Here is a 5097-nt window from a genome sequence, read left to right on the forward strand (position 1 = left end):
AGCCCTCGCCGACCTCGCCACCGGGGGCGAAGGCATCGATGCGCCGGGCCATCGCATCGACGTCGCCCACCAGGTCGAGCACCGCGCCGTCATCGAAGAAACAGCGCCACTGCGGCTCCAGCTTCAGTAGCTGGAGTTCGCGGTCCATGTCGCGGCCGGCCTCGGCGAACACGCGCCGAAGCACCTCGGGCAGAGTGAGGATGGTCGGGCCCATGTCGAAGCGGAAACCCGCTTCCTCGAAGCTGGCCGCCTTGCCGCCCAGCCAGTCGTTGGCCTCGAACAGCACCACGCGATGGCCGCGGCCGGCGAGCGTCACGGCCGCCGCCAAGCCGCCGAGTCCGCCGCCGATCACGGCCACGGGCAGATCGGTTTTGCTCACAGAACCCTCCTGGCGCGTGCCGCGCCGTTCACCCGACGCGCAGCGATTCGTACTGACGCAATTCGGCGCCGGCTCATTCGCATGCACCCATCAAGGCCGCGCCAGTGCGTGGCGTCAATGCGGTCGCCTGACGCGGTGCAACCGCCTTGAAGCCGAGGTCCTCGGCCATCAGCCGTGCGGTGATGCGCGCGCCCTCGAAGATCACGGGCAGGCCGCTGCCCGGATGGGTGCCGCCGCCGACGAGGTAAACGCGCTCCAGGTCCTCGAAGCGGTTGTTCGGCCGCCAGCACAGCATCTGGTCGAGCGAGTGCGCGAGGTTGAAGGTTGCGCCGCGGAACACCGCGTGATCGCTCGCCCACTCCTGCGGCGTGATGATGTGCTCGACGCGAATGCGCCGCTCGAGGTCTTGAATGCCCATCGCCTCGAGTCGCTTGAAGACCAGCGCCCGGTAGCGGGCACGCTCGCGCGGCCAGTCGATGCCGCGCTCCAGATTGCCCACTGGCACCAGCACGTACAGCGCGCTGTGGCCGGGGGGTGCCAACGTCGGATCGCTGCGCGAGGCGTTCTGCACGTACACCGAAGGGGTGGCCGGCGGTGCGCTGCCGCACTCGATCTCTCGCAGGTTCTCGGCGTACTTCTCGGCAAGCAGCACCGTGTGGTGATCGAGATCCACCGACCCTTCGATGCCCAGGTAGAGCATGAAGGTGGAACACGAATAACGCTTGGACGCGAGCTTCGCGTCGGTCCAGCGCTTTCGCAGCGCATCGGGCACCAGCGTGTGCATGGCGTGGGCGAAGTCGGCATTGACGACCACCGCATCGGCGCGCTGCACGCCGGCCGCCGTGCGCACACCGACCGCCTTGCGGCCTTCGAAAACAATCTCCTCGACGGGCTGCTCCAACTCGATGCGCACGCCCATGCGCTGCGCCAGCCGCGCCATCACGTCGATCACGGCGTTGCAGCCGCCCACCGGATGCCACACGCCGTGCTCGTGCTCGAGAAAGGAAAGGATCGTGAAGAGGCTCGGGCAGCGAAACGGCGACATGCCCAGGTACTTGCTCTGGAAAGAAAAGGCCAGCCTGAGTCGTGGATCCTGGAAATAGCGCGCCAGTTCACGGTCGACGCTCGCCCACGGCCGCAGGTGCCGCAAGGCCTTGAGGATCTGCGGATCCAGGAAGTCGGTCATGCGCGAGAAGGGCCTCGAGAGCACCGGCTCGAAGGCGGCCAGCTTGGCGCGGTTGTCGAGCATGAACTGCTGCAGCCCGGCGGCATCATGCGGGCAGAACTCGGCCACAGCCGCGGCGAGCTGCTGGGGATCGGACCACAGCCGCAAGTGATCGAAAGCGCCGTCCTCCCGCATGAAGGAAAGCCGGTAGAGCGGGTCGAGCCGCAACATCTCGACTTCGTTGCGAAAGTCGAAACCGCAGCTTTCGAACAGCTCTTCGATGATGCGCGGGTAGAGAAAGAAGGTCGGCCCCGCATCGAAGCGGTAGTCGCCCAACTCGAGCCGGCTGCAGCGACCGCCCACGCGCCCGCTGCGTTCGATCACCGTAACCTCCTGGCCCGACGCGGCGAGCAGCATTGCAGCGGCAAGCCCGCCCGGGCCGGCGCCAATGATGACAACCGAGCGCGACATCAGGCGCCGCTCAGTGCGCGAACGACACGACTGCGTTGCAGGCAGGACGGCCCGCGCAAGCGGACACCGTCGGTTCTCTCAAAACAGGGCCGACGCAAAGGCCGAGGCGAATACGTTAAGCGCTGAGCGCCGACCGTCTTGCAAGGCGTCCCGCAGCGAGCGGGCAAGTGAGCGGCAACCGAAGCCGCCACGGCATTGAAAGACATCTCCTGGTACTCCTTGATCCCGAAGACGAAAACCGTCTTGTACCGCAAACGCGCATTCCCGCACGCCTGAGTGCGCGCGCCTTGTGCGCGAGCTGTGGACGTGCGCCAGCGTAGACGCAGGCATGCGCCATGCTAGAAACGGAGTAAGAAATGTCCGCGTGACCGGGCGAACCGCAATGGCGCAGTAAACCCGCCGGATTGGTCGAAAGGCACATGGAACGCCGGCGCCAAGATGCCGGATGCCGGATGCCATGAGGAGCAACGCAATGACCATCAAAGCCACTGTGCAAGAGCCGTTTCCCTATGCCGGACCCGATGGTCCACAACCGACCGTTCCAAAAGGGCCGTGCAGCGTCGAGCCCCACGGCGACACGGTCACCCTGACTTGGAACGAAGGGCAAGGCGAGGCAACAGCGGTGATCAGCCGCGACCAGTTCGACCAGCAGGTGCACAGTGGAGGGATCACCTTGCTTCCATGACGCGCTCATGGCTGTCGTCAAAGCGCAGGAACCGCTTCTCCGTCGGAATCGGCCGCCCCGTGCGACGGCGGAGTGCCGCGCCGCGCACGTCAACTCATCGGTTGGACCTTGGCGCGCGTGATCGCGCCATCGGATCGGCCCTTGAGGTAAGCGTAGAGCTCGTCGAGGTTCTCCATGACCAGCGTGTTCGTGTTGAAGCTGGGCATGCCTTTGACCAGACGGCCATTGGTGAGCACGTCGACGAAATACGCCTTGTCGCGGACCTTCAGGCTTTCGATCAGCGAAGGCCCGACCATGCCCTCCTGGTTCGCACCGTGGCAGCGGTCGCATGCGGCAGCACGCCAAGTCCGAAAACCTTCCATCGTCGCCGCGTCGACTTTGTAGCCGTCCACCACTTGGTAGAGCTTGCCCTCGACGCTGCCGGCGCCAACTGCAGCGGAAGCGCCGCCGCCCGCTGGCGCACTGGCAGCGGTGATGTCCCCCGCAGTGTCGGCAGTCAACGTCACCTCGGCAGCAGCAGCGGGCGGTGTGTCGGTGGCAGGCGAGCCAGCACTGGCTGTCTGGGCCATCGGCGAGGGCATTGCCTCGTCGGCCGATGAGACCGATGACTGCGGCTGCGAAGCGGTATCGGGCGCGGAGGCTTCGGGGACCGGCGGCACCGCAATCGCGTCTGCCTCGGAAGCAGCCTCACGCGCGGCCGGGCTGACTTCGGCCGCCGGAGGATCAGTCCGGCTGCACGCGCTCAGCGCGAGGCAGGCCGAGAACAACAGCACCGCGACAATCGGCGACGGTGTCTGAATGGGAGTGTTCATATTGCTGTCCTGTCGAAAAATCGAATCTTCGAATAGCAATCGGCGCTCCTGTGAGGTGCCGGAGTCCCCGCATTGCAAGCACTGCAAGGCGCGCGCTAATGCGCCGGACTCTCGGCAATGGTTTGCGACGGTAAACCGCACGAAAACAGTAGACGTGTTTTTCCGTGCCACCCGCGAATCACGCCTGCGCTTTACCTTGCCGATTGACCGCAGCGCCTTGGCTTATGCTCCATTCCGCTGAAACTCATCGACAGGATCTTCCAGATGGCCAAATCTCTTGCGCAGCTCAAGAAGCAAATTGCGGCACTCGAACGACAGGCAGATACGATCAAGCAGAAGGAAACCAAGGATGTCGTCGCGCGCATCAAGGAAGCCATTGTCTTTTACGACCTCACTGCCGAACAACTCGGACTCGTGGGAGCGAAAAGACCCGGCCGCAAACCCGGCGCCGCCAAGAGCGGGCGCAAATCGGCTGCCACCGGCGGCAAACGCGCTTCCAAAGTGAAATACTGCGATGACGCCGGCAATAGCTGGTCAGGACACGGCCGCCGTCCGAAATGGTTTCTCGACGCCCTGGCCAGCGGAAAGACCGCGCAGGACATGACGGCCTGAGTCGTTACCGGCATTGCCGCCGGGGCTGAAGCGCCCGGCGTCTATTGCGCCGCCGCCGGCGCAGAGGCGCCGTGGGGCGCAGCAGCAGAGGCTGCCGCTGCCGCTGAAACAGCCGCTGCGCTCGCGGCCGCCTCGCTGAGGCTTGCTGCTTCCATTGCCTCATGGTGCTTGACACTGACGCACTCATCGACGAGGCGGCTTGCGGACTTGACGTTCAACAGCATCGACTTGGCGGTGATCTGCACCATCAGCGTTTCGCCCGTGACGTCTTCAAGCCGGATCGCGCCGGTGCTGGAGAGCACTGGCCGCATCACGTAGACGGCCTTGCCGAACTTCACGTTGACGTAACCGGGTTGCTCCGGCGAGATCGCCACGTCGACCGACTGTGCGAACTCGCACTGGTGTAGTCCGTAGAACACACGCTCGGCGGCCTCGAGCTGCTCGGGCGTTGCGGCCGCGAGCGGCGCCGGCGGCGCAGGTTTCTCCTTGCGCTGAAGCGCACGTCGGCTCGCCGGCTTGGCGGCCTTCGGCTTGGCCGGCTTGGCCGCAGCAGGCGGTTCGGTCACACCGCCGGCCGCGGCCGGCGCCGGCGCAAGCCCGAGTGCAAACAGCCCCACCGCCAAGCCCGTACGGAACAGGAAAGCGGAAAACGCGGGCGCGAACATTGAAAGTCGGAGGAGCGCCGGCTTCAACTGCGCGGCCCGACGGACTGCGCGCGGCTGACGCGAGTGGTGCCGCCCGTGGAGACCAGCACGACCTGGTCGCCCGGCTGGAAGTTCTCGTTGCCCTGCGCCTGCACGATGGCGCGGCGCTCGCCGTTGCGCAACTGGACCATGATCTCGTAGGCCTGTTCACGCGTGCCGAAGCGCTCGGCCGTGTTGCCGATGATTGCCCCGGCCACGGCGCCCAGCACGCCGACCGCGATCGCCTCGCGGCTGCCGCCCACCGAGCTGCCCGCCACGCCGCCGATCAC

General features: G+C 66.0%; 6 protein-coding genes and 1 pseudogene. 2 read left to right on the forward strand and 5 right to left on the reverse strand.

Annotated features, from left to right (window positions below; genetic code table 11):
• Positions 1–379 (reverse strand): NAD(P)/FAD-dependent oxidoreductase (locus H0W38_RS16185; RefSeq protein WP_292455963.1); only part of this gene is annotated, 379 nt, incomplete at its 3' end.
• Positions 380–452: 73 nt separating this feature from the next.
• Entirely contained in the window at positions 453–2015 is a 1563-nt protein-coding gene (gene crtI, locus H0W38_RS16190; protein WP_292455965.1) for a phytoene desaturase family protein, read from the reverse strand.
• Positions 2016–2487: 472 nt separating this feature from the next.
• On the opposite strand from crtI, the gene H0W38_RS16195 reads away from it, so the two are divergent.
• Positions 2488–2700: a hypothetical protein gene (locus H0W38_RS16195; protein ID WP_292455967.1), complete on the forward strand. Its 213-nt coding sequence runs from the start codon at positions 2488–2490 to the stop codon at positions 2698–2700.
• Positions 2701–2789: 89 nt separating this feature from the next.
• Here H0W38_RS16195 and H0W38_RS22130 read toward each other — a convergent pair whose 3' ends face one another.
• On the reverse strand, positions 2790–3683 hold the full coding sequence (locus tag H0W38_RS22130) for a c-type cytochrome (protein WP_367162241.1): 894 nt from the start codon (positions 3681–3683) through the stop codon (positions 2790–2792).
• A gap of 93 nt (positions 3684–3776) precedes the next feature.
• On the opposite strand from H0W38_RS22130, the gene H0W38_RS16205 reads away from it, so the two are divergent.
• Positions 3777–4124: an H-NS histone family protein gene (locus tag H0W38_RS16205; RefSeq protein ID WP_292455968.1), complete on the forward strand. Its 348-nt coding sequence runs from the start codon at positions 3777–3779 to the stop codon at positions 4122–4124.
• A gap of 41 nt (positions 4125–4165) precedes the next feature.
• Here the strand turns inward: H0W38_RS16205 and H0W38_RS16210 are convergent, their stop codons facing one another.
• Positions 4166–4789, reverse strand: a complete 624-nt coding sequence (locus H0W38_RS16210) for a hypothetical protein (RefSeq protein WP_292455971.1) — start codon at positions 4787–4789, stop codon at positions 4166–4168.
• A gap of 23 nt (positions 4790–4812) precedes the next feature.
• Positions 4813–5097: pseudogene (locus H0W38_RS16215) on the reverse strand (hypothetical protein); the annotation flags it as partial.

It is taken from the genome of Methylibium sp. (genome assembly GCF_013817365.1).
Taxonomy (GTDB): Bacteria; Pseudomonadota; Gammaproteobacteria; order Burkholderiales; family Burkholderiaceae_C; genus Methylibium.